24 protein-coding genes are annotated in these 23,741 nt (G+C 70.6%); 11 read left to right on the top strand and 13 right to left on the bottom strand.

Annotated features, from left to right (window positions below):
• The first annotated feature begins 450 nt into the window (after positions 1-450).
• The 4 genes from HNR01_RS16770 (at position 451) to thrS (ending at position 5,768) form a co-directional block, all read left to right on the top strand.
• Complete coding sequence (locus tag HNR01_RS16770) at positions 451-1,839, top strand: dicarboxylate/amino acid:cation symporter (RefSeq protein WP_017485652.1); 1,389 nt, start codon at positions 451-453, stop codon at positions 1,837-1,839.
• 7 nt (positions 1,840-1,846) lie between these two features.
• Positions 1,847-2,764, top strand: a complete 918-nt coding sequence (locus HNR01_RS16775) for an ROK family protein (RefSeq protein ID WP_183668755.1) — start codon at positions 1,847-1,849, stop codon at positions 2,762-2,764.
• Positions 2,761-3,522, top strand: coding sequence for a hypothetical protein (locus HNR01_RS16780; RefSeq protein WP_183668757.1), 762 nt, complete (start codon positions 2,761-2,763; stop codon positions 3,520-3,522). The genes HNR01_RS16775 and HNR01_RS16780 overlap by 4 nt, the downstream gene beginning before the upstream one ends.
• Before the next feature lie 218 nt (positions 3,523-3,740).
• Entirely contained in the window at positions 3,741-5,768 is a 2,028-nt protein-coding gene (thrS, locus tag HNR01_RS16785) for a threonine--tRNA ligase (protein ID WP_183668759.1), read from the top strand.
• A gap of 20 nt (positions 5,769-5,788) precedes the next feature.
• Here thrS and HNR01_RS16790 read toward each other — a convergent pair whose 3' ends face one another.
• Positions 5,789-7,183 carry an aminotransferase-like domain-containing protein gene (locus HNR01_RS16790; RefSeq protein ID WP_183668761.1) on the bottom strand — a complete coding sequence of 465 codons (1,395 nt, stop codon included), beginning with the start codon at positions 7,181-7,183 and terminating at the stop codon, positions 5,789-5,791.
• A 125-nt stretch (positions 7,184-7,308) separates the two neighbouring features.
• Between HNR01_RS16790 and HNR01_RS27920 the strand changes: the two genes are divergently transcribed.
• On the top strand, positions 7,309-7,440 hold the full coding sequence (locus HNR01_RS27920) for a hypothetical protein (RefSeq protein ID WP_017485647.1): 132 nt from the start codon (positions 7,309-7,311) through the stop codon (positions 7,438-7,440).
• A gap of 6 nt (positions 7,441-7,446) precedes the next feature.
• Here the strand turns inward: HNR01_RS27920 and HNR01_RS16795 are convergent, their stop codons facing one another.
• Together HNR01_RS16795 and HNR01_RS16800 are read right to left on the bottom strand one after the other, a co-directional pair.
• A complete protein-coding gene (locus HNR01_RS16795) occupies positions 7,447-7,839 on the bottom strand; it encodes a hypothetical protein (protein WP_153874501.1) in 393 nt (130 codons plus the stop codon).
• 15 nt (positions 7,840-7,854) lie between these two features.
• Positions 7,855-8,775 (bottom strand): RgsD C-terminal domain-containing protein, encoded by a 921-nt coding sequence (locus HNR01_RS16800; RefSeq protein ID WP_153874502.1) that lies wholly within the window; start codon positions 8,773-8,775, stop codon positions 7,855-7,857.
• 150 nt (positions 8,776-8,925) lie between these two features.
• On the opposite strand from HNR01_RS16800, the gene HNR01_RS16805 reads away from it, so the two are divergent.
• The 3 genes from HNR01_RS16805 to HNR01_RS16815 all read left to right on the top strand — a co-directional run bounded on the left by HNR01_RS16805 (position 8,926) and on the right by HNR01_RS16815 (position 10,552).
• A complete protein-coding gene (locus tag HNR01_RS16805; RefSeq protein WP_153874503.1) occupies positions 8,926-9,525 on the top strand; it encodes a nitroreductase family protein in 600 nt (199 codons plus the stop codon).
• 10 nt (positions 9,526-9,535) lie between these two features.
• Positions 9,536-10,141 (top strand): flavin reductase family protein, encoded by a 606-nt coding sequence (locus HNR01_RS16810; RefSeq protein ID WP_153874504.1) that lies wholly within the window; start codon positions 9,536-9,538, stop codon positions 10,139-10,141.
• A gap of 150 nt (positions 10,142-10,291) precedes the next feature.
• A complete protein-coding gene (locus tag HNR01_RS16815; RefSeq protein ID WP_183668763.1) occupies positions 10,292-10,552 on the top strand; it encodes a hypothetical protein in 261 nt (86 codons plus the stop codon).
• Positions 10,553-10,581: 29 nt separating this feature from the next.
• Here the strand turns inward: HNR01_RS16815 and HNR01_RS16820 are convergent, their stop codons facing one another.
• The 4 genes from HNR01_RS16820 to HNR01_RS16835 all read right to left on the bottom strand — a co-directional run bounded on the left by HNR01_RS16820 (position 10,582) and on the right by HNR01_RS16835 (position 13,381).
• The gene (locus HNR01_RS16820) at positions 10,582-11,574 is read right to left on the bottom strand and encodes a catalase family peroxidase (protein WP_183668765.1); all 993 of its coding nucleotides are present in this window, start codon (positions 11,572-11,574) and stop codon (positions 10,582-10,584) included.
• Between the two features lie 179 nt (positions 11,575-11,753).
• Positions 11,754-12,059 (bottom strand): hypothetical protein, encoded by a 306-nt coding sequence (locus tag HNR01_RS16825; RefSeq protein ID WP_246417533.1) that lies wholly within the window; start codon positions 12,057-12,059, stop codon positions 11,754-11,756.
• Between the two features lie 55 nt (positions 12,060-12,114).
• A complete protein-coding gene (locus tag HNR01_RS16830) occupies positions 12,115-12,702 on the bottom strand; it encodes a glutathione S-transferase family protein (protein ID WP_183668767.1) in 588 nt (195 codons plus the stop codon).
• Positions 12,703-12,739: 37 nt separating this feature from the next.
• On the bottom strand, positions 12,740-13,381 hold the full coding sequence (locus HNR01_RS16835; RefSeq protein WP_183668769.1) for an aldolase/citrate lyase/malate synthase family protein: 642 nt from the start codon (positions 13,379-13,381) through the stop codon (positions 12,740-12,742).
• 127 nt (positions 13,382-13,508) lie between these two features.
• On the opposite strand from HNR01_RS16835, the gene HNR01_RS16840 reads away from it, so the two are divergent.
• Together HNR01_RS16840 and HNR01_RS16845 are read left to right on the top strand one after the other, a co-directional pair.
• A complete protein-coding gene (locus HNR01_RS16840; RefSeq protein WP_183668771.1) occupies positions 13,509-14,630 on the top strand; it encodes a transglycosylase SLT domain-containing protein in 1,122 nt (373 codons plus the stop codon).
• Positions 14,627-16,249: a DUF2336 domain-containing protein gene (locus HNR01_RS16845; RefSeq protein WP_183668773.1), complete on the top strand. Its 1,623-nt coding sequence runs from the start codon at positions 14,627-14,629 to the stop codon at positions 16,247-16,249. Before HNR01_RS16840 ends, HNR01_RS16845 begins: the two co-directional genes overlap by 4 nt.
• 137 nt (positions 16,250-16,386) lie before the next feature.
• Here the strand turns inward: HNR01_RS16845 and HNR01_RS16850 are convergent, their stop codons facing one another.
• From HNR01_RS16850 to HNR01_RS16875, 6 genes are all read right to left on the bottom strand, one after another.
• Positions 16,387-16,953, bottom strand: coding sequence for a cyclase dehydrase (locus tag HNR01_RS16850; RefSeq protein ID WP_183668775.1), 567 nt, complete (start codon positions 16,951-16,953; stop codon positions 16,387-16,389).
• Between the two features lie 36 nt (positions 16,954-16,989).
• A complete protein-coding gene (locus HNR01_RS16855; protein ID WP_183668777.1) occupies positions 16,990-18,162 on the bottom strand; it encodes a zinc-dependent alcohol dehydrogenase in 1,173 nt (390 codons plus the stop codon).
• A 150-nt stretch (positions 18,163-18,312) separates the two neighbouring features.
• A complete protein-coding gene (locus HNR01_RS16860) occupies positions 18,313-19,773 on the bottom strand; it encodes a UdgX family uracil-DNA binding protein (protein WP_183668779.1) in 1,461 nt (486 codons plus the stop codon).
• Positions 19,773-20,984 carry a putative DNA modification/repair radical SAM protein gene (locus HNR01_RS16865; protein ID WP_026105696.1) on the bottom strand — a complete coding sequence of 404 codons (1,212 nt, stop codon included), beginning with the start codon at positions 20,982-20,984 and terminating at the stop codon, positions 19,773-19,775. Before HNR01_RS16865 ends, HNR01_RS16860 begins: the two co-directional genes overlap by 1 nt.
• Before the next feature lie 102 nt (positions 20,985-21,086).
• Complete coding sequence (locus HNR01_RS16870; protein ID WP_183668781.1) at positions 21,087-21,518, bottom strand: OsmC family protein; 432 nt, start codon at positions 21,516-21,518, stop codon at positions 21,087-21,089.
• A gap of 86 nt (positions 21,519-21,604) precedes the next feature.
• Positions 21,605-22,231, bottom strand: coding sequence for a RecX family transcriptional regulator (locus tag HNR01_RS16875; RefSeq protein WP_375373202.1), 627 nt, complete (start codon positions 22,229-22,231; stop codon positions 21,605-21,607).
• A gap of 95 nt (positions 22,232-22,326) precedes the next feature.
• Here HNR01_RS16875 and HNR01_RS16880 point away from each other — a divergent pair, with 95 nt between their 5' ends.
• Complete coding sequence (locus HNR01_RS16880) at positions 22,327-23,736, top strand: TAXI family TRAP transporter solute-binding subunit (RefSeq protein WP_183668783.1); 1,410 nt, start codon at positions 22,327-22,329, stop codon at positions 23,734-23,736.
• The last annotated feature ends 5 nt before the right edge of the window (positions 23,737-23,741 follow it).

Consider the following 23,741-nt stretch of genomic DNA (forward strand, 5'->3'; position numbering starts at 1 on the left):
CGGAGGGCTTCACCCGGCATCCGGGGCGGCCGCAGGGGCGGCGCCTTACGCGGAGGCCGGGCCCGTAATTCGCGTCGCGCTGGGGATGAGGCCGAACATGCTGTGCTTCTAGAGCGCTCCCCGACCGAGGGGAAGGGCCAACGACGCGGGTCGGAACGATCGCGGGAGAGGCAGCCGGGCGCGGGCCCCACGTCCCACACACCGGTTTAATCCACCCTTGAACTGCGGCATCGGGGCGCCAGGCCCTTGCACAGCCTCCGCTTCCTTGCCATCAGCCGCGCGCAAACGGGATCCGACGGGGCGCGAGGCCGCGCCGGTGAGCCCAAGGTGTCGTCAGTTACAAAGGCGACGCCGACTACCGAGGTGCGATTGAGCACTGAAACTAAACAGACTAGCGTCCGCGCAAAGCCGCCCGGGCGAGGCCGCGCGACACGGTATCGGTGAGGAAACATGGCCCATTCCGCTACGCATGAGGCGGGCGCCCCCGGCGCGCACGTGCCCTGGTACCGGGTGCTCTACATCCAGGTTCTGATCGCCATCGTGCTGGGCGTGCTGCTCGGCTGGTACGCGCCGGAATGGGGCAAGTCGCTCAAGTGGCTCGGCGACGCCTTCATCGCGCTGATCAAGATGCTGATCGCGCCGATCATCTTCTGCACCATCGTCCACGGCATCGCCTCGATCGGCGACCTGAAGAAGGTCGGCCGTGTCGGCCTCAAGGCTTTGATCTACTTCGAGGTGGTCTCCTCCCTGGCGCTCCTCGTCGGCATCATCGTCGGCGAAATCGTTCAGCCCGGTGCCGGCTTCGGCGCCGACGTGTCGAAGCTCGATGCCAAGGCGGTCGAGGGCTACGCCAACAAGGCGGCGGCGGATTCGACGATCGCCCACATCATGGCGATCATCCCGAAGAGCTTCTTCGACGCCTTCGCCACCGGCGATCTGTTGCAGGTGCTGCTGATCGCGGTGCTCACCGGCGTCGTGCTCACCGGCATGGGCGAGAAGGGCGCCGGCATCACCCGCGGCATCGACGCGGCGGGTCAGCTGTTCTTCCGCATCATCGGCCTCGTGGTGAAGCTCGCCCCCATCGGTGCCTTCGGCGCCATGGCCTTCACGGTCGGCCAGTACGGCATCGGCAAGGTGATCGACCTCGCTTGGCTGGTGGGCACGTTCTACACCACCTCGCTGGTGTTCATCTTCGTCGTGCTCGGCGGCATCGCGGCCTTTGCCGGCTTCTCGATCGTCCGGTTCCTGGCCTACATCAAGGACGAACTGCTCATCGTGCTCGGCACCTCGTCCTCCGAGACCGTGCTGCCGCACATGATGACCAAGATGAAGCGTCTCGGCGCCTCGGACTCGGTCGTCGGTCTCGTGATCCCGACGGGCTACTCGTTCAACCTCGACGGCACCAACATCTACATGACGCTCACGACCCTGTTCCTGGCGCAGGCGGTGGGCGCCGACCTCACGGTCGGGCAGTACGCGACGATCTTCCTCGTCGCCATGCTGACCTCGAAGGGCGCCTCGGGCGTGACCGGCGCGGGATTCATCACGCTGGCGGCGACGCTGGCGGCCATTCCGGGCAACCCGGTGCCGGTGGCGGCGATGACCCTGGTGCTCGGCGTCGACAAGTTCATGTCGGAATGCCGCGCGCTCACCAACCTCATCGGCAACGGCGTGGCCACCATCGTCGTCTCCCGCTGGGAGGGCGAGCTCGACAAGAACAAGCTCGCCGAGGTGATGGCGCATCCGGTCTCGATCGGTACCGAGATCTCGGACGAGGCCCCCGAGGGCCCCGGCGAGGACGCGCCCCCCACCGCTCCGAAGGCCGTGGCGGCGCAGTAATTCCGCCTTGGCTTCCGAGCGGTTGCGGATCGGGATCGATCTCGGCGGCACCAAGATCGCCGGGATCGCCCTCGACGCCGAGGGGGCGACGCGCGCGGAAGTCCGCGTGCCGACCCCGCGGGGCGACTATGCCGGAACCCTCGACGCCATCGCCGGCCTGGTCGCCGCGCTGGAGCGGCAGGCCGGCACGAGGGAGGCGAGCGTCGGCGTCGGCATGCCCGGCGCGGTCTCCCGCGCCACGGGGCTGATCAAGAACGCCAACTCGATCTGGCTGAACGGCCGGCCGTTCGCGGAGGATCTCGCCGCCCGCCTCGGCCGCCCGGTGCGGGTCGAGAACGACGCCAACTGCCTCGCCGTGTCGGAGGCGGTGGACGGAGCCGGTGCGGGCGCGGCCGTCGTCTGGGCGATCATCCTCGGCACCGGCGTCGGCTCCGGAATCGCGCTGCGGGGGCAGGCGCTGACGGGCCTCAACGCCATCGCCGGGGAATGGGGCCACAATCCCCTCCCCTCGCCCCGCGACGACGAGCGCCCCGGCCCCGCCTGCTATTGCGGCCGCCACGGCTGCATCGAGACCTGGCTCTCGGGACCCGGCCTCGCCGCCGATTTCCTCCGATGCACCGGCCAAGCAGCCTCCGGCGAGGCGATCGTCGCCCTGTCGCGAGCCGGGGATGCGGCGGCGACCGCGGCGATGGCGCGCCACCGCGACCGGCTCGGGCGCGGCATCGCCCACGTGGTCAACATCCTCGATCCCGACGTGATCGTGCTCGGCGGCGGCCTGTCCCGGGTCGAAGGGCTCGTCGCGGCTTTGCCCGAGGCGATCGCGCCGCACGTCTTCTCCGACGCCTTCGATACACCGGTGCGAGCGAGCCGGCACGGCGACGCCTCGGGCGTCCGCGGTGCGGCCTGGCTTTGGGGGACGACATGATCGCTTGGCTCCGCCGCCTGCTCGGCCAGGACCGCCCGCCCCCGCTGCCCGTGGCTGTCTGGGAGCCGGATCCGCCTCCGCCCCCCATGCCGGCCTGGGAGCCGAAACCGCAGCCGCCGCGACAGCGCAGCGAGGCGGAGATCGATGCCGTCGAGGCGGTCCTGAACGGGTTGATCGCGGCCGGCCTCCGGCTCGGGCCCCACTACGAAGGGATGGACCGGCGCGCGGTGGCGCGCGCGATGGCGGAGCATCCCGAATTCGCCGTGGGCGACGGCAACGAGACCCTGCCGCTGACCGAGCGCAGTGCGGACGCGCTGTCGATCGACATCCTGTGGAGCTATCGCGCCCTCGCCGACGCGATCGAGGACGAGTTCGCCAACGCGGCGATCTTCGAAGATCACTGCTACGACGGGGCCGACGAAGACACCTATCGCGCGCTGTTCACCCGGCTGATCGCTCTCGCCGGGGTCTGGACCGGCCGCGGCGTCACCGTGTCCCGCGTTCCGGGCCTTGGGCCCTACGGGCACGGCTTCCGCGTCACCTTCGACACCGAGCCGGCAATCCCGCCCCTCACCTTCCCGGCCGACAAGAACTTCGACTGGAGCCTGCTCGAACGGCTCGATGCGTGCCGGCCGGCGGGCGAAACGCGCCGCTTCCGGGTCGCGGCCGATGGCGGGGCCGGGCTGATGCTGTTCGTCGAGAATGCCGAAGCGCGGGCGATCGCACTGCGCCTCGGCTGGGGGCCGGACGACCTTTAGCGTCAGCCGGCCCGATCGGTTGTAGCACCCCCGACCCTCCTCATGCTGGGCTTTTGCGCAGCATGAGGAGCGACGCGCTTGGCAGATCCACCTCAGACAGCCTCGAAGGGCTGCTGCATTCCGCGGCGCAGTCAATCGGCATTGACTTCACCCGTCCGCCTTCCGAAAACCCGCCGGCCCCTTTCGCGGGGCGCAATTCGCAAAGCCACGGTCCCATCATGCCCATCCTGACCTTCCCCGACGGCAACACCCGCGCGTACGACGCCGCGGTGACCGGTCGGACCGTGGTGGAGGGCATCGCCAAGTCGCTCGCCAAGCGCACGGTCGCCATGGCGCTCGACGGCACGGTGCGCGACCTCGACGACACGATCGAGCACGACGCCGCGATCGAATTCATTTCGCGCGACGACGCGCGGGCGCTGGAGCTGATCCGCCACGACTGCGCGCACGTGCTGGCGGAAGCCGTGCAGGCGCTGTGGCCCGGCACGCAGGTGACGATCGGCCCCGTCATCGAGAACGGTTTCTACTACGACTTCGCCCGGAACGAGCCCTTCACGCCCGAGGATTTTTCCAAGATCGAGGCGAAGATGCGCGAGATCATTTCGCGCGACGCTCCGTTCACGAAGGAAGTCTGGAAGCGCGAGGACGTGAAAAAGCTCTTCGCCGACCGGGGCGAGAGCTACAAGGTCGAGCTGGTCGACGCGATTCCCGCCGGCGAGGATCTGAAGATCTACCGCCAGGGCGAGTGGTTCGATCTCTGCCGCGGCCCGCACATGACCTCGACGGGCAAGGTCGGCACCGCCTTCAAGCTGATGAAGGTGGCGGGCGCCTACTGGCGGGGTGATGCCAACAACCCCATGCTGACGCGCATCTACGGCACGGCCTGGGCCTCGCAAGGAGACCTCGACGCCTACCTGCACCGGCTGGAGGAAGCGGAGCGCCGCGACCACCGGCGCCTGGGCAAGGAGATGGACCTCTTCCACTTTCAGGAGGAGGGGCCGGGCGTCGTGTTCTGGCACGCCAAGGGCTGGACGATCTTCCAGGAGCTGATCGCCTATATGCGCCGCCGCCTGAAGGGCGACTACGCTGAGGTGAACGCGCCCCAGATCCTCGACAAGTCGCTGTGGGAGACCTCCGGCCACTGGGGCTGGTACCGCGAGAACATGTTCGCGGCCCAGAGCGCCGGCGAGGAGGCTGAGGACAAGCGCTGGTTCGCCCTCAAGCCCATGAACTGCCCCGGCCACGTGCAGATCTTCAAGCACGGCTTGAAGTCCTACCGCGACCTGCCGCTGCGCATGGCCGAGTTCGGCGTCGTCCACCGCTACGAGCCGTCCGGCGCCATGCACGGCCTGATGCGCGTGCGCGGCTTCACCCAGGACGACGCGCATATCTTCTGCACCGAGGACCAGCTCGCCGCCGAGTGCCTGAAGATCAACGACCTGATCCTCTCGACCTACGCCGATTTCGGCTTCGACCAGATCCTGGTGAAGCTCTCGACGCGGCCGGAGAAGCGCGTCGGCTCGGATGCCCTGTGGGACCACGCCGAAGCGGTGATGACGCGGGTGCTGGCTCAGATCGAGGAGCAGTCCGGCGGCCGGATCAAGACCGCCGTCAATCCCGGCGAGGGCGCGTTCTACGGGCCGAAATTCGAGTACGTGCTGCGCGACGCCATCGGCCGCGACTGGCAGTGCGGCACGACGCAGGTGGACTTCAACCTGCCAGAGCGGTTCGACGCCAGCTACATCGACGCCGACAGCCAGAAGAAGCCGCCGGTGATGATCCACCGCGCCATCTGCGGCTCGATGGAGCGCTTCACCGGCATCCTGATCGAGCATTTCGCCGGGCACTTCCCGCTCTGGCTGGCGCCGGTGCAGGTGGTGGTCGCCACCATCACCAGCGAGGCCGACGCCTATGCCCGCGAGGTGGTCCGCGCCCTGGAGCGGGCCGGGCTCCGGGTCGAAGCCGATCTGAGAAACGAGAAGATCAACTACAAGGTCCGCGAGCACTCCCTGGCCAAGGTGCCGGTGCTGCTGGCGCTCGGCCGCCGCGAGGCGGAGGAGCGCACGGTCTCGGTGCGCCGCCTCGGCAGCCAGAAGACGACGACGCTCACCCTTGATGCGGCGCTCGCCGCCTTCGTCGAGGAGGCGACCTCACCGGATCGCCGCCGGGCGGAGGCCGCCGCCGACAGCGTTCCAAGCACCGACACGGTGCTGGACGGCCAGCATGTCGAGGTCCCGGCGCCGTGAGACGTAAGGGGTGAGACGCCTCACCCCTCCATCGCCCGGGCCAGCTCGGAAAACACCCGCGGGTCGGCACATTGCGCCACGTTGAAGCGCATGGCGTCGGCGGCGCCCTGGCTCAGCGAGAAGACGTTGCCCGGCGCCAGCACCACGCCGCGGGCGAGCGCCCGGCGGGAGATCTCGGTCGCGTCGAGCCGGTCCGGCAGGCGCCCCCAGAGGAACATCCCCGCCGTCGGTACGAACGGTACGGCGACGCCGACCGCGGCGAGCCGCTGCACCACCGTGCCGCGGGCGTCTGCCAGACGTGTGCGCATGGCATCGACATGGTGGCGGTAGCTGCCCTCGGCGAGGAAGCGGTGGAGGGTGGCCGCCGTGAGATGGTTGTCGCTCAGCGACACCGCGAGCTTGAGATCGACGAGGCGCTCGACCCAATCGTCGCGGATCGCGATCGCGCCGACGCGGGCACCGGTCGAGATCGTCTTCGAGAAACCGCCGACATGGATCACCCGGTCGAGCCCGTCGAAGCCGGCGAGCCGTGGCCCCGGCTCCGCCTCGAAATCGGCGTAGGCGTCATCCTCGACGATGAGCGTGCCGTGCATTTCGGCGAGCCGCAGGATGCGGTGGACGGCGACCGGGCTCAAGGTCGCGCCGGTCGGATTCTGCAGGCCGGAATTGGTGATGTAGAAGCGCGGGCGGTGCTCGATCAGCGCCTGCTCGAAGGCGGCGAGATCCGGCCCTTCCGGCCCGAACGGCACGCCGACCATGTGCAGGCGGTGGGCGCGGGCCAGCGCCTGGAACGAGAAGTAGCAGGGATCATCGAGCAGGACCGTGTCGCCGGGCTCGGCGAGGAAGCGGATGATCAGGTCGAGGGCGTGGGTGACCGAGTCGGTCAGCACGAGCTGGTCGGGATGGGCGCGGATGCCGCGCTCGGTGAGCCGCTGCGCCAGTTGCTGGCGCAGGGGCGCGTGGCCCTGCGGCGTATCGTAGAACATCACCGCCGCGCTCTGGCGGGCGACCTGGCGCAGCGCCCGGCGCAATTCCGCCTCGGGCAGCCAGTCCGGCGGGAGCCAGCCGCAGCCGGGCCTCAGGGAATCGGGCCGCGCCTCCAGCGATTGCCGGGTGATCCAGACCGGGTCGACCGCCCGGTCGAGACGCGGTCCGATCGCCGTGAGGCTGAGCGGCTCCGGGCGGGCCGAGACGAAGAAGCCGGACCCGGGCCGCGAGACGATGGCGCCGCGGGCCGCCAGCCGGTCATAGGCCTCGACTACGGTCGATTTCGAGACCTGCATGCTCTCGGCGAGCCCCCGCACCGAGGGCAGCTGGGCGCCGGGACTAAGGGCACGGCCCTCGATCCGCGCCTCGATGGCACGCATGACCGTCTCGACCCGTGAGAGGGCCGGTTCCGCGACCGTGACCGTCATGACTGTCCCTCCGAACTGTACCGGCGCTCGTCCCGGACAGTTCGTCGGAATCGTACTGCAACCGTCCCTGTCCGGAAAGCGGTGCGCCCCTCATATCGAGGCCACCGAGAGACGGGAGAGGGATCATGACGCATTCACACGACACGCAGACACGCCATTCCGGCGCCCACGCCTGGATCGGCCGGCGTCTGCGCGACGCCATCGTCCTGGCGGCCGGGGCCTTGCTCGCACTGCCACTGATCGTGCCGTTCGCCTGAGGCCGCTCAGCCGGCGAGACAGTTCGCCTCGAACAGCGCCTTCGCCCGCTCCATGGCTCGGAACGCCGCCATGGAATCCGGGCTGCGCAGCTCCGGCCCTTCGGGCAGCCGCCCGATGAATCCTGCGGAGAGATCGGCGACGAAGGGGCGAGGCCCGGTATAGGCGCCCATGCGGTTCCTCGCATCGACGGTGCCGCACACGGCCCCGGCCCGGCCGATCCGCAAGTCGGCGACCCGGGCCTCGGGATCGCGGATCTGCTTTCCGATGAGGCTCAGCGCGGTGCGCGCCGCCTCGGCCCCGATGCCGGCCGCCGAGCCGTCCACGACGGTCTGAGCGCCCGCCATGCCGGCGCCGGAAAGGAGCAGAAGGGACGCGAGGATTGTGGTGCGCAGACGCATCCGGATCGGCTTCGCTCAGCTTCCCTTGGCCACGACTTCGATATCGCGGTCCATGCCGCTCTCCACCTTGAACTCGCGGGTGAAGACCTGCCCGTCATGGCGGGCGATGAGGACGTAGTCGCCCTCCGCCAGCGTCACCGAGGGGAAGGCGCCGATCGCCTCGCGGATGGTGTCGCCGCCCGGCGTCAGCACGCTGAAGGCCGTGCCGGCAAAGGCCTCCGAGCCGGGGGCGGCGACGAGCTTCAGGGTCACGGTGGCGGCGCGATGGTTCATGGTCGCGTCGGTGACCTTGCCGTTCTCGACCCGGAGATCGGCGCGCTGGATCGCGTTCGAATCACCGTAGCTCGACACGACATGGTACGTGCCCTCGGGCAGGCGCACGATCTCCCCGGCCTTGATGCCGCTGCGCACGAGCCGGCCTTCCGAGTTCGTCCCGATCGGCACGTAGACGGAGAAGCCGAGTTGGTTGCCGGGGATCTTCTGGTCGCCGACCGCGCCCGACAGCTTGAGGGCGCCCGCCGCGATGCGGAGCTGATCGGAATTGGCGGTGCCCGCCATGGTGATCCGCTTCGACGCGCTGGCATAGCCGTAGGTGACGGTGGCGACGTAGGCGCCGGCCGCGAGCTTGAAGGTCGGGGCCGGATCGTTGGAGCGGGCGACGATGGCCGGGCGGGCGCCGTCGCCGTTCTCGCCGTAGATGCGCCAGGTCAGACCGGAGCGGACCGGCCCGTTCGAGCCGACGAAGACCGCCGAGAGCGAAAGGTCCGCCTCACCCTCCGCCGTGGGCGGAGGCAGCATCGGCCCGGTGACGCCCGGCGAGGGCAGGCCCGGCCCGAACGGCGTCGGCGCCTGCGCGGCGGCGGGCGCGACCGCGAGGAGGACGGCCAGGGAGCCGATCGAAGCGAAGGTTTTGCCGCCCGCGCACCCGCGTCCCATCGTCCCCGATCCTTCCGCTCGTCTCGCCGGACGCCATCTCAAGCGTCCCCGCGCTCTTGAAAGCCGACCGTGGCGGCGGCATGGCGTCGTATGGCCCGGTGTCGTGTTCCGAGCCTCACCCATCCTTCAGCCCCTCCACGCGGATTGTCCATGACCGAGATTCGAGACGCCGCCCAGGATAGTACCTCTGCCCGCACCCTCGATTTGCTGCGCACCCGTCGCTCGGTGCCGCCGATGCTGCTCGACGCGCCCGGCCCCACGGCGGAGGAACTCGACGGTTGGCTCGCGATCGCCGCGCGGGTGCCCGACCACGGCAAGCTCGCCCCGTGGCGCTTCCTCGTGATCGCGGGCGAGGCGCGCGAACGCGTGGGTGCGATCATCGAACGGACCTTCCTCGCCGACTTTCCCGAGGCCGACGAGAAGCGGCGCGCCCAGGAGCGGCAGCGCCTCGCCCACGCGCCGGTGGTGGTCGGAGTGGTCTCCCGCGCGGGGCCGCACGTCAAAATTCCCGAATGGGAGCAGGTGCTCTCGGCGGGCGCCGTCTGCATGAATCTCGTGGTGGCGGCCAATGCTGCGGGCTACGCCACCTCCTGGCTCACCGAGTGGTTCGCCTACGACCGCCGCGTGCTCGACGCCCTCGGCCTCGACCCGGCCGAGCGGATCGCCGGTTTCATCCATATCGGCCGGGCAAAGGAGGTCCCCGCGGACCGGCCGCGACCGGACCTTGCGCAGATCGTCACGCGGCTTTGAGGGACGGCGGATGCATTACGAGGCGGACCATCCCAGCCTGCCGCACAACCCGCTGAAAGCCATCGTCGCCCCGCGGCCGATCGGGTGGATCAGCGCCATCGACCGGGCGGGCCGGGTGAATCTCGCGCCCTACTCGTTCTTCAACGCGGTCGGCGGCGAGCCCGACATGGTGATGTTCTCCTCCTCCGGCCGAAAGGATGCGATGACCTTCGCGGAAGAGGGCGGCGAGTTCGTGTGCAGCCTCGCCACCTTCGACCTGCGCGAGGCGGTCAACGCCACCTCGGCGCCGCTGCCACGCGGCGAGAGCGAGTTCGGTTTCGCCGGGCTGACGCCCGCGCCGTCGCGCCGCGTGCGCCCGCCCCGCGTCGCGGAATCGCCCGCGGCGATCGAGTGCAAGTGGCTCCAGACCGTACCGCTGGTGCCCCTCGGCGGCGGCGAGCCCGCCAATTTCATGGTGATCGGGCAGGTGGTTTCGATCTATGTCGACGACCGCTTCGTCCGGGACGGCCGGGTCGATACGGGCGCCATGCGCCCGATCCTGCGCGGCGGCTACTTCGACTACTTCACCGCCGAGGCCGAGAACCGCTTCGAACTGCGCCGGCCGAAGGGCGGCTGACAGCGCGCGGCGCGAGATCCCGATCCGCTCTCAGTGCCTGAGGTACCGGTTGGCTCACCGGCACTCACCCTGCTTTCGGAACACCGCCGAACGCCTGCCGTTTGTCATGCAGGACGACATCGACGACCTGTCGCAGGCGGGAACGAACGCATGACGAGATCCCCGGGACGCGCCGTCCTCCTCGGTGCCGCGCTACTCACCTGTCTCGCGGGGAGCGCCGGGGCAGCCGAGGACAAACGGGCGGCCGGGTCGCCGCCGCCGGACCGGAACGAGGCCGGCCGCTCCGGGGACAGTGTCGGCGCGGGTGGCCTGACCGGCTCGGGCGCCACGAAGGACGGCGCCCGCACCGGTGTCCCGGACGCCCACCGACCCGCCGGCTCCCCGACGCCGGCGGCCGGGACCACCCGCTAAGGCGGAGCGATGCCGATACCGCCGACCGCTCACTGCGCGCGCCGGCTGAACGACACCGCGTAGGCCTGGACGCGTGCGTCGATGAGGGGATCGTCCGACACCTCGATGCCGTCGGTCAGCGCATTTGGCATGAACAGAAGCGCCTTCTCGGCCTCAGCGCTGTCCGCCACGACCTTGCTGACCGACAGCGTGCCGAGATCGACGGTCTTGCGGCTCTCCGGCGAGGGCTTCGTGGCGTCGTTGGTCGGATCACCCGCTTCGGCGAGTTGCGCCAGCACCCGGAACTTCGCGGGCTCCTTGGCGACGCGCGGACCGATCTCGTCCATGAGGTAGTTCGGCTCCCGCTTGGCCGCCTCCTCGTCGGGCAGGATCTCCTGGCCCTCAACCGGGACGACCCGGAAGCGGAACGGCTGCCGCTTGCCGTCCTTGTCCACGAAGATGAAGGCGTTGACGCCGTGATAGGTCTGTCGGGCGAGGCTCGACGGGGTCTTGGCCGTGGCGCCGGCCGTGGCGGCGGCGGGATGCGTGGCGACGAAGCGCTCCAGCGCAGTCGGCTTCTTCGCGTCGGGCCCACTCTCCGAGACAGCCTTCAGCAGGTCGCGGAAGTCCTCGCCCGTGGCGACGGGGAAGAAGGCGAGCGCGTTCAGGACGACGTCCATGTCGGAGCCGTCACTGAGCCTGAACTTGAGCGCCATGCCGTGAGGATTGGCGTTGGCGGACCCGTCCGGGATCGTCGGAACGCCTGTCGCATCGGAGAAGCGGATCGTCACGGGCACCGCCGGCCCGGCGAACAGGGAGGCCTTGCTGATCCTCGCCGCATCGGCGGACGGAGTGAAGCTGCCCTCGGCGACGACACCCTTGGCGTGGTTGGCGCGCTTGCCGGGATGCTTGCCGAACAGGGTGTTCATGACATCGATGGTCTGCTCGGCCGTCGAGCTGTCCTGCGCCGCGGCCGGCGGGCTGCTGACGAGAACCAGCGCGACGCCGGCAGCCAGGGCACGTCCGTATCGGAAGACCAACATCCATTCCACTCCGGGAGTGAGGCGACGCCTGAGATGAGCCGCCCTGGCGAAATGGAACGATGACAAGGCGAAGCAAGCGCCGGTGCCTCGGCGACGAAAGGGTCGGTCGCTGCGGGGCGATCAAGGGGAGGAGAACAGGCCGATCCGAGAGAGGGCGACGTCCGGTGCGCGTCCCGGGCTCACGAACAATCCGGCAGACCGGGCATTGCCGTGAAGGGCTGCGGGCCCGGATCCTGGCGCGATCGAGGGACGATCCGGACCTCCAGACGGCAGGGCCCCGCGCGCACGTGGAAGCGGTCGGCATCGAGGCGCTCGATCGCATCGATGGGCCGACCCTCCAGAGCCTTGGCGGCGGCCTCCAGCACGGCCTCGAACTCGCGCAGGCGCTGCCAGGTGGGCGCGAGCGCGCCGCGCGCGGGCGTGGCGAGGGCAAGGCCCAGGATGAGGGCCGCCATCACCGGCGCGACCGGCCTGCCTGCTGTCATGACGTGATCCGGGTTCGAGGACGGGCGGAGGCGGCGGACCGGCGAGGGAGCGCCCTCAGCCGGCCATGCCGAGCGCGGCCTCGACGCGGGCGATCCAAGCCCGCAGCGCCGGATAGGGCAAGAGGTCGAAGCCGCCCTCGTGCGCGAGGCGGGTATAGGCCACGAGCGCCACATCGGCGAGACTCAGGGCATCGCCGACGAGGAACGGCCGATCCGCCAACCTGCCCTCCATCAGGGCGAGCGCGGCGTGACCCCGCTCGAACAGCCTCGGATCGAGCGATGCCTCCGTCCGCCCCAGATAGAGCAGCTGGAAGCGGCGCACGGCGATGAATGGCTCGTGGCTGTACTGCTCCCAGAACAGCCATTGCCGCATCTTCGCCTGCGCGAAGGCATCCGCCGGGATCAGAACGGAGTCGCGGGCGAGAAAGCCGATGATCGCGTTCGATTCGGAGAGACTGCGCCCATCCTCCAGCACCAGGGTCGGCACGCGCCCGTCCGGATTGAGGGCGAGGAAGCCGGGGGTGCGGGTCTCGCCCTTCAGGATGTCGACCTCGCGCCAGTCGAGATCGATTCCGAGATGCGCCGCGACCCACGCCACCTTGAGGCAGTTGCCCGACTTACGGTCACCGTAGACGGTGAGCATGACACCCTCTCCTGTCTCGCCCACGGCCGAGGATGCTTCATCCGGCCCCCACGCGCTCCCGGTCCGCGACACGCGCCGGGCGACGCAGCACGACCCACCCGAAACCGTCCTGGGCGGCTGCCGCAAGCCCTTCGGGTGGGCGATCCGCGCCCGCTGTCAGCCGTTCGAAGACGGATACGCCCGCCGCTGCCGCGGCAAGGCGGATGAGGCCGCGCGCCTGCGCGAGCGCGTCCGCATCCGGCAGACCGGCCGTCGGAGCCGATCCATCGAGGCCGAGGCCGGCGAGCCGCCGGCTCGCACCGATAAAGCTGCGGGCGTCGAGCACGCCGAGGGGATGCCCGATCTCGGCGAAGATCACCGTCGCACCGTCGGGCAAGCCGGCCAGCGCCTCGCACACGGCGAGCCGGCCGCCGAGGGCGGCCACGTCGCGGCCGGAGCGGGCCTCGCGCAGCAGCACGCCGTCCGGCCGCTCTACCATCAGATTGTCGAGCCTCGGATCATCGACCCCGTCCAGGACGGCGTAGATCGCCTGACCGGGCCGGCGCGCCCGCAGATCCGCGAGCGGTCCGACCGGCGCGGTCTCGAAGAGCAGCGTCTCCGCCCCAGCCGCCGCAGGCGGTTCGCCGCCTGCCGAAGCCCCGACGGTGCGGGCGCGGCGCGGCGCGGCGGGCGCGCTCATGCCGGCCCCATGCGCAAGCGGCAGTTCTCGAAGCGGGAGGGAAGCAGGATCATTCAAGCTTCCTTTACCATATACGCAGGAAAGTCAGGTCTCGCGGGACCGAATGACGGTCCCGGCGGGACGCGTCATGTTCCTGTTCACCAATGCTCCCATCGGCCCCCGCGAGACCGCCGCACCGGCGCGAACCTCCGCGGCGAACGGCGAGGTCGTCGAGGCGATCCGCGAGGGAGCGCAGACGAGCGGCGTCGGCTTCGACTACCTGCTCGCCACGGCCCAGCGCGAATCGAGCCTCAACCCCTCGGCCAAGGCGAGCACCTCGACGGCGACCGGCCTGTTCCAGTTCATCGAGCAGACCTGGCTCGGCGTGATGAAGAACGCCGGACCCAAGCTCGGCCTCGCGTCCTACGCCGACGCGATCACCGCGAGCGCCGACGGCCGCTACACCGTGGCGGATCCGGCGGCGCGCCAGGCGATCCTCGACCTGCGCCGCGATCCGAAGGTCTCGGCGGCGATGGCCGGCGCGCTGACCCAGCGGAATGGCGAGGCGCTCAGCGCGGCGCTCGGCCGCGAGCCGAGTGCAGGCGACCTCTACGCGGCCCACGTCCTCGGTGCCAAGGGCGCGAGCGCGTTGATCGCCTCGGCGCAGGCGACGCCCTCGCGCCCGGCCGCCCTCGACCTGCCGGAGGCCGCCGCCGCCAACCGCAGCCTGTTCTACGACCGCGCCGGCCGCCCGCGCAGCGCGTCCGAACTCTACGGGCTGTTGAGCCAGACCCCGTCCGGCGTGGCGACCCCGGTCGCGACCGCCGCGGCCGACACCAACGTGCCGACGGCCTACGCCTCGCTGGAGGGCGGCCTGCGCTCGCTGTTCCAGACCGACCGGCGCCAGGGGGCGATCTCGGAGGGCGTGGCCAAGATCTGGCAGAACCGCGCCGCGAGTGCCGCCGCCCGCACGGCCCCGACCTACTTCCCGCGCTCCGACGGGTGGAGCGAGGCGGAAGGCGCAGCCGCGCCGACGGCCGCGTCGGCCCCCTCGTCCCCGACCGTGGCAGGCGCCGCGTCCGTGTCGGAGCCCATTCTCGTGCCTCTGCCCCCGCGCCGGCCCGCCGGGCTGACGCCGACGGTGCCGACGATGGCCTCCACACCGGCGACCACCTTCATGGCCGGCCCGGTGCCGGACCGGCCGAGCGCCACACCGGCGCGAAACTCGCTGTTCGATCCCTCCGCGTTGCGACTCAGGAGCGGCTCATGATCCTTCGCCAGTTCCTCACCCTCACCCAGAACGCGACGCCCGAGCGCCGTGCCGAGGCCGCGGGCGCCCTGACGCGCAGCTACCTCCAGGGCACGCTGGGGCCGGAGGCGGCCTGGGAGGCCAAGACCGCCCTGCTGGCGCTGCTCGACGATCCGGCAGCAGTGGTGCGCCGGGCGCTGGCGCAGGCCTGCGCCGAGTCCGATCAGGCGCCGCGACCGTTGATCGTCGCCCTGGCCTCGGACCAGCCGGACATCGCCTGTCTGGTGCTGGCACGCTCGCCGGTGCTGATGGATGCCGATCTCGTGGATTGCGTCGCCATGGGCTGCGAGGCGACCCGCGCGGCCGTGGCCGGCCGGTCCGACCTGTCGAAGCCCGTCGCCGCAGCCCTGGCCGAAGTGGGCGGCGCCCCCTCCCTCGTCGCGCTGGCGCGCAATCCGCTCGCAGCGATCGGCACCGCCGCCCTGATGCGGATGGTGGAGCGGCACGGCGAGAATGCGGAACTGCGCCAGGCGCTCCTCGCGCGCACCGATCTGCCGATCGAGGTGCGCCACTCCCTTGTCGCCCTGATGGCGGAGCAGCTCTCGCGCTTCGGCCAGAGCGCCGGCTGGATCAGCTCCGAGCGCGGCGACCGCGCCGCCCGCGAGGCCCGCGACGCCGCCGCCCTCGCGCTCAGCGACGAGGCCGAGGAGGCGCAGCTGGTGCGGCTCGTCGCGCATCTGCGGGTGCAGGAGCAACTCACCGCCGGGCTGATCCTGCGGGCGATTCTGTCCCTGCGCCTGCCCTTCGCGGAGATCGCGCTCGCCGAGCTGAGCGGGCTCAGCCGCGCGCGCGTCGCCGGGCTGATGCTGGAGCCGCAGGGCGCCGGCTTCGCCGCCCTCCACCGCCGCGCGGGCCTGCCCGCCCTGTTGCTGCCGGCGATCCGGGCCGGTCTGACCGTCTGGCACGACGCCAATGGCGGCCGCAACGGCATGGACGGACCGCGTCTTGCCCGCTCGATGATCGAGGCCGCGCTGACCGCTTGCGAGACCCTGCCCTTCGCCGAGGCCCGCGGCCTGATGGCGCTGCTCGCCCGCTTCGAGGCCGAGGCGGCCCGCGACGAGGCCCGTATCCTCGCGCACGAGCAGGCCGAGGCCCAGGCGCGGGAGATGGCCGATGCGCCCGTACGGCTGACGGCACGGGATAGCGCGGACAGCCTCGTCGCGCAGGCGCCTTCGGAAATCCTCATCCTTTCCCCAAGCCTCGCCGCCTCGGAAGCGGGCCTGCCCGACGCCGCAGCGGCGTGGCCGCTGGCGCCCCGGCCCGACGAGCGCATCGGCGCGGCGGTGTTGGATGCGGCGGAGACCGTGGTGGGCACGGCCGAGACCGTGCTGGCCGGCCTCGCCGACGAGATCATGGCGCATTTCCTGGCCGACCGGGCCGCCGTGGCGGCGCAGCTTCCGGCGCCGGTGCCGGAGGTGCTGCCCGAGAGCCTGCCCGAGAGCCTGCCGGAGGTCGCGGTCGAGCCGCGGCGCACCGCGCGGCCGCGCGCGATCGCCGTGGCGGTGGCCGCCGGCATGATCCCGGAAGATCTGATCCTCAGCTACCGCGCCGATCGGGAGCGCCAACGCCTCGCGGCGTGAGGCTGGGGCGGACCTGTCCATGCGAGGCGGAGCCGTGGCAATCCCGGTCTCCGCCCGATCCGGAGAGGTCGCGCCCTGAATCGCTTCGCCTCGCGACGACGGCGCGGATCAGAACCCGAAGCCGCATCAACCCGATGTCAGGCCCGCATCGCCTGCGGCCCGACGATATCGAGCGGCGGCGTGAAATCGCTCGCCCGGCCGCGCATCGCCTCCGGCGGCTCCGGGAAGCCGCTGCGGTTCCCGTAGTCGCGGCGGACCCTCTGCGTGGGCCGGAGCGGCGCCTGCGATAGGTTGCGGGCGCAGACGACATCGAGGGCGGTGGCGCCGGCCAGCGCCATGAGCGCGATCATTGCGTTGCCCCGGCGCGGGTTGGTCTCTTCCAGGGCCGGAAGCACCGTCGCGATATCGACGGCATCGCCCCCGACCCGCCCCCAGATCCAGGGTGTCGCATCCTCCGAGCCGAGGATGCCGACACCGGTGACGATCTCCCGCAGGCCGTAGGCGTGGATAACAGGCGTCAGCTCCGGCTTGCCGAGCCAGCGGGCGATCGCCGCCCCTCCGGCGATCTCGGCGGCGCCGAGGCCGAGGGAGAACCAGCCGAGTCCCCGAGCAAGCCCTTCCGTCGCCGGGTCGGGCCGTCTGCGGGAATCCGGCGCGATCCGGCGCAGCGTGGTGCCGTACGAACCGTCGCTGTCGCGGGACATGTCACCTCCGCCTTTCGAGACTGATCCGCGGGCCGGTCAGGGCCGCAGCACGACCTTGATGCAGTTATCCTGCTTGTCCCGGAACGTCCGGTACAGCTCCGGCCCCTGCTCCAGCCCGGCCCGGTGCGTGATGACGAAGGAGGGATCGATCTGCCCCTCCTCGATCCGGCGGAGCAGATCGTCGGTCCAGCGGTTCACGTGGGTCTGCGCCGCGCGGATCGTCAGGCCTTTGTTCATCACCGCGCCCATCGGCATCTTGTCGACGAGACCGCCATAGACGCCGGGAATCGAGAGGATTCCGGCGGGGCGGCAGACGTAGATCATCTCCCGCAGCACCGAGGCGCGGTCGCTCTCCAGCATCATCGCCTGCTTCACCCGGTCGAAAACCTGCTCGACGGCGCGGGGCGAATGCGCCTCCATGCCGACGGCGTCGATGCACTTCTCCGGGCCCTTGCCGTGGGTCAGTTCGTTCAGACGCTCGACCACGCTCTCGCGGCTGTTGTCGATGATGACGGCCCCGCCCGCCCGGGCCATGTCGAGGCGCTCCGGCACACTGTCGATGCAGACCACCTGCTTGGCGCCGAGCAGGATCGCCGAGCGCACGGCCATCTGCCCGACCGGGCCCGCCCCCCAGATCGCCACGGTGTCGTAGGGTTGGATGTCGGCCTGCACCGCCGCCTGCCAGCCGGTGGGGAAAATGTCGCCGAGGAACAGCACCTGCTCGTCGGTGAGCGAATCCGGCACCTTGATATGTGTCTTGTCGGCGAAGGGCACGCGGACAAACTCGGCTTGACCGCCGGGATAGCCGCCGGTGAGGTGGGAGTAGCCGAAAAGGCCCGCCGTGCCGTGGCCGAACACCTTGGCCGCCATATCGCGGTTGCGGTTCGAGCGCTCGCAGACCGAGAAGAAGCCGCGCTTGCACTGGTCGCACTCGCCGCAGATGATCGTGAACGGGATGACGACCCGCTCGCCTTTCTTCAGCGTTCCGTTCAGGCCCCGGCCGGTCTCGACCACCTCCCCCATGAACTCGTGGCCCATGATGTCGCCCTTCTTCATCGCCGGGATGAAGTGGTCGTAGAGGTGGAGATCCGAGCCGCAGATCGCGCAGGACGTCACGCGAATGATGGCGTCGCGGTCGTCCTCGATCTCAGGGTCGGGAACGGTGTCGCAGCGGATGTCCTGGGTGCCGTGCCAGACGAGGGCCCTCATCGGTTCTCTCCCAAGGATTCTTCTTCGAGCGGGCGCCGGATGCTTGAGCGCGCTGCCTGGATATCCACGGGATGGAGGGTTTTGTTTCAGCGCCGATCGACGATGTTCCGATCTGCTTTCAAATGATCGTTCGACACCGTCACGCCGGCCTCACGCCGCCAGGGCGTGCGCCCGCCGGAGATCGTCGACGAAGGCTTGATAGGCGACTGTCTTAGCCGCCTCGTCGGGCAGGCGCAGGAGGTAGGACGGGTGGACCGTGATGAAGCCCTCGAACGGCCGGCCGAACTCGGCGGGGCCGCGGGCGCGGGTGATCGGGATCTGCTTGCCCGTCAGCGCCAGCACCGCGGTGGCGCCGAGCGCGACGACGAGCTTCGGCGCGATGAAGTCGAGTTCCTTGTCGAGCCACCAGCGGTAATGGCTCACCTCACCCGCCGTCGGCTTCTCGTGGATGCGGCGCTTGCCGCGTAGCGTGAACTTGAAGTGCTTGACCGCATTGGTCAGGTAGGCCTCGCGCCGGTCGATCCCCGCCTCCTCCAGCGCCCGGGAGAGAAGCTGCCCCGCCGGCCCGACGAAGGGCCGGCCTTGCTGGTCCTCCTGATCGCCCGGCTGCTCGCCGACGAAGGCGATCCGCGCGCCGACCGGTCCCTCGCCGAGCACCGCCTGCGTCGCACCGGGCACCAGCGGCTCCGAGCGGGCGATGATCGCGTTCAGGGCCTCCAGGGAATCCGGCTCGTCCTGGCTCATCCGCGCGACGGCGCGGATGGGGTCGCGCTTTGCCGGCATGGTCGGCTCCTTCTCGATCATCGCCTGGGCGCGGGCGCTCGCGGCCCGCACCAGGGCGGGAATCGCCGCCGTCTCCGGCATGTTCCGCCAGTACTTCCGGGGCATCTCGGCGCGCATGGCGTCGAGGTTGAGCCGGGCCGGGTTGAAGGTGCTCTCGTAATAGTCGCGCCAGCCGGCCTCGAAACCATCGCCCTCGGGCACGTCCTCGCGGCGGCCGGGCGGGCCGAAGGCCAGCGCGCCGTTCCAGTGCGCGGAGCCTTCCGGCGTGAGGATCGACCACGTCAGCGCGCGGAAGCGATCGACGAAGAAGGGCGCGGCGGCCTCCAGGATGTGGTGGTCGGGCTCGAACCACGCCGCGAAGCGCTCCCGCCCCTCCCCCGGCACCCGGCGGAAGCGCAGGAAGGCGTGCATCTTATGCAGGTCGCGGCCGATGGCTTTGCGCATCCGGTGCAGGCGGTGGACGAGCGGATCGCTCGCGACCTCCATCAGCGCCCGCTCGCTGGCGAGCACGCGCCAGATCAGGGCGTAGAGCAGGCCGTAGCGTTCGGGGTCGCGGTGCGGCACCACCATCGGGATCAGCTCGGTCACCGCCCGCGGGAGCCGCAGCGGCGGACCGTCGGCGGGGGCCGTGTCCGTGCCGAACAGGCTCGGGGCTTCGGTCTGCCAGACGACCTGTTCGGGCGGTACGTTCGCGGCGATCAGGCGGCGGGCGGCCGCGCGGAATCCGGTGAGATCCGCGCCCGGTGCGAGGCTGACGACGTGGATGCCGCCAATTTGCCCTCCCCCCGCGCCGGGGAGCGGATTCCGCACGTGCGGCGCCTCTCCCATCAGAACAGGCTCAACTGCTCGGCCGGCTCGGCGAGCTTCATCCGCAGATCCAGCCGGTCGGTCAGCGTGGTCGGACGGAAGTCCTCGGCGATGAGGAACGGCCGGGCGCGCTTCAGCCCCGAGGTCAGCCGGGCCACGTCGTCGAGGCGCAGACGCCCGTGGCGGCGGGCCTTGATGATGGCATCGACCGCCCGCGCCCCGAGCCCCGGCACCCGCAGCAGCATCTCGCGGTCGGCGCGGTTCACGTCCACGGGGAAGCGGTGGCGGTTCTTCAGCGCCCAGGCGAGCTTCGGGTCGATGTCGAGGGCGAGCATTCCGTCATCGGCCGCCCCGGCCACGTCGTCGGGGGAGAACTCGTAGTACCGGATCAGCCAATCGGCCTGATACAGCCGGTGCTCGCGCCGCAGGGGCGGCGCCTGCGGCGGCAGGGCGGAGGACGCATCGGGGATCGGGCTGAAGGCCGAGTAGTAGACGCGCTTGAGCCCGTAGGTGCCGTAGAGCAGAGCGGACTTGCGGATCATCGCCTCGTCGGTGGTGGCGTCCGCCCCGACGATGACCTGTGTCGATTGCCCGGCGGGCGAGAAGCGGCGGCGCTCCTCCTTGGCCTGGACGATGCGCTCGCCGATCTGGCCCATCGCTCCCTCGATCGCCGCGCCGTCCTTCTCCGGCGCGAGACGGTTGAGGCTCGCCTCGGTGGGCAGTTCGAGGTTGATCGAGAGCCGGTCGGCGTAGAGCCCCGCCTCCTCGATCAGCCAGGGGCTCGCCTCGGGGATCGACTTGAGGTGGATGTAGCCGCGAAAGCCGTGATCGCGCCGGAGCTTCTTGGCGACGCGGGTCAGCATCTCCATCGTGTAGTCGGGCGAGCGGATAATGCCTGAGGAGAGGAACAGTCCCTCGATGTAGTTGCGCTTGTAGAACTCGACCGTGAGCGTCACGACCTCCTCGACCGAGAAGCGCGCGCGGGCGACGTTCGAGGAACGGCGGTTCACGCAATAAGCGCAGTCGAACAGGCAGTAATTGGTCAGCAGGATCTTGAGCAGGGAGACGCAGCGCCCGTCCGGCGTGTAGGCGTGGCAGATGCCGGCGCCCGTCGTCGAGCCGAGCCCGTCCGCCCCCGCCTTGCGCTTGGGCGCACCGGAGGAGGCGCAGGAGGCGTCGTATTTGGCGGCATCCGCGAGGATGCGCAGCTTGCGCGCGAGCTTCTCGTCCATCGAACGGAAGATGAACACCCCCGCGGCCGGATCAATGCGGCGCGTTGCCTTCCGCACCGGAAAAGCGCCCTCCCGCCCTGGAACGAGAGGGCGCGGTCGGACTCAGTCCTGGACGAGCGTCTTGTCGAGGGTGATCTCGGCGTTGAGCAGCTTCGAGATCGGGCAACCCTTCTCGGCCTTGCCGGCGAGTTCGTCGAACTTCGCCTCGTCGATGCCCGGGATCACGGCCTTGAGGGTGAGGGCCGACTTCGTCACCTTGAAGCCGTCGCCGTCCTGCACCAGCGTGACGACCGCCTTGGTGTCCAGCGACGTCGCCTTGAGCCCGGCCGACTGGAGCTGGAAGGCCAAAGCCATGGTGAAGCAGCCGGCATGCGCGGCGGCGATGAGCTCTTCCGGGTTGGTGCCCGGCTCGTTCTCGAAGCGGGTGTTGAAGCCGTAGGGATTGTCCGAGAGCACGCCGGACTGCGTCGTGATCTTGCCCTTGCCGGTCTTGCCGTCGCCCTCCCAATGGGCGCTTGCGTGGCGGTCGGTCATGCTGTCGTCCTCGTCGTCGTGAGCGGAGGTGATCCCCGCGTGGCCTCCGACGTGGTGCGGTCAGCGAGCCTGTCGAGGGGGCTCCCTCACTCTCCACCGAGGGATGCCTCGTCCTCGCTCGCGTATTCCTGCTCGACGTCGTCCGCCTCCCCGGCGATCACGGTCCTGGCGAGGGCGTAGGAGAATCCCGCCCGCGCCATGGCGGCGAGGTCGCGCTCGCGGTTGACCTCGCGGGTGCCCGGCCGGCGATAGGGCCCGAGACGGCGGCGGCGGGCGTAGGCGCGGGCCGCGGTCGCCTCGGTATCGGCTTCGCCCTCCTCGGCGCCGGCCGCATCCTCCCGCTCGTCGGCAAGGGTCGCCGCGATCGTCGCCGCATCGATCCCCTTGGCGGCGAGCCGTGCCTGCGCCTGACGGGTCGAGGTGCCGCGCCGCCTCAGGCCGCGCAGGCGGGCGGCGGCGAAGCGCGCGTCATCCACCAGTCCGGCCCGCTGCGCCCGGGCCACCGTCTCCTCGATCAGCCCGGCATGCGCACCCGGATCCTCGTCGCGGGAGCGGCAGCGGCGCTCGATGCGGCGGACCAGCACCCGGCGCAGCATTTCGGAGGAGGCGCCGTAGCGGTCGAGGTAATGCGTCGTCACCCGCTCCAGCCACGCGGCGGTGACCGGCGGCTCGGGCCGTGCTTCGCGTCGGTTTGAAACGGTTCGGGCGATCATTCGTTCTTCACGATCCGGACAGGTTTTCGATTCATGAATCTTGGATGGATCGCACGCGATTTCGAGAGCTCCACCGTCGCACGGTGGCTCGGCTCATGAGGCGTGAATGGCTCTACGTGCTGCTGGCCCTCGGGTTCGCGGCCGTGGCCGGCCTCGTTGTGTACTTTTCCCGCCCCACGCTTCTCACCGTGGCGGTGGGCCCGCGCGACGGTGTCGAGGCGGGGCTGATCGAAACTTATGCGCGGGCCCTGACCCGCAATCACGAAGATGTGCGGCTCCAGGTCCTGCCCTTCGACGACGTGCGCGACAGCGCCGCCGCGCTGGAGCGGGGCCGGGCCGACCTTGCCGTGGTGCGGCCCGACGTGAAGCTGCCGGATAACGGCCTGACCCTCGCGATCCTGCACGACGAGGCGCTGATCATCGCCGCGCCCGAGGCCAACGAGATCGAGAGCTTCTCCGATCTCTCGACCCGTCGCCTCGGCGTCGTCACGCGCCACGAGGCCGACCTGCCGGTGCTGTCGAGCCTGCTCGACTTCTACGACTTCAAGGCGGCTCCGGAGACCGAGGCGCTCGGCGGCGAAGCCCTCGCGGCCGGCCGTATCGGCCTCGTACCGCTCAAGGCCAGCGAGATCACCCAGGCGCTGGAGGCGAAACGGGTCGATGCGGTCGCGATCATCGCCGCCCCCACCGCCAAGCCGGCCCAAGCCATGCTACGCGCGGTCGAGGCGGCCTCGCCGGAGCGCAAGGTGACCCTGGTCAGCGTCCCGGACGGCAAGGCGATCGTGCAGCGCGTCCCGGCGCTCCAGCCGGTGACGCTCTCGGCGGGCACCTTCGGCGGACGGCCCAAACGCCCGGAAGAGGATGTCGAGACCGTCGGCGTGTCGTACCGCCTGATGGCCCGCGGCGCGGTGAGCCGCATCGCCGTGGCCTCGGTGGTGCAGCACCTGTTCGAGTGGCGCTCGCGGCTCGCCGCCGCCGCACCGATCGCCCAGCAGATGAAGCCGCCGGACTACGACACGACCGTCACGGCCACGAGCGCGCAGCTTCCCAACCATCCCGGCGCGGTGGACTATTTCGAGCGCGAGCAACAGACCTTCCTCGACCGCTACGAGGACTGGATCTACCTGTTTGCCTTCTTCGGCGGCACGGTGGGTTCCGGCATCGCGTGGCTCGGCCAGCGCCTCGCGCGCAAGCGGCGCGAGCGCATCGACGTGATCCTCGATCGCCTGCTCGACATCCTGGCCGAGGCCCGCGAGGCGCAGTCGGCGGCCGCCCTCGACGCGCTGACCCGCGAGACCGACGCGCTGATCGCCGACGTGGTGCGCCAAGCCCGCGAGCGCAGTATCGATTCGCGGATGATCAGCGCGCTGATCCTCGCCATCGACGCGGTGAACGGCGCCCTCGACGACGGACGCCGCGCCTTCGAGCCCGGCGCCGATCCGAGCAACGGCAGCCGGTCGCGCACCGCGCGGCTGCTGTCGCTGAGCATGCCGGCGGCGGAGTAGGCCGC

It is taken from the genome of Methylorubrum rhodesianum, from assembly GCF_014199985.1.
In the GTDB taxonomy this organism is placed as follows: domain Bacteria; phylum Pseudomonadota; class Alphaproteobacteria; order Rhizobiales; family Beijerinckiaceae; genus Methylobacterium; species Methylobacterium rhodesianum.